At 62.7% G+C, this 209-nt stretch carries 1 protein-coding gene; it reads right to left on the reverse strand.

What is annotated here, in order from left to right; all coding sequences use genetic code 11:
• A partial coding sequence (locus CF161_RS32995) for a hypothetical protein (RefSeq protein WP_020294464.1) occupies nucleotides 1–209 on the reverse strand: 209 nt, incomplete at both ends.

Raw genomic sequence — 209 nt, forward strand, 5'->3', positions numbered from 1 at the left:
CTTTGTAGTGCATGGCGGCGTCGAGGTCCCTGGCAGCGGCATTCACCGCCTCGCCGAGCAATCCCGGCAGATAAGGCGCAGGGTTGGCCGTTGGCGCTTGGGGCTCGATCAGGTCCAATAACTGCTTCGAGTCGCAGCGACTGTTGCCATCGGTGTCGTCGTCGATAAAGGTCCAGCCGAGCCAGTCGGGGAAATCGGCGTCGCTGTAC

The organism is Pseudomonas sp. CF161 (assembly GCF_000416215.1).
In the GTDB taxonomy this organism is placed as follows: domain Bacteria; phylum Pseudomonadota; class Gammaproteobacteria; order Pseudomonadales; family Pseudomonadaceae; genus Aquipseudomonas.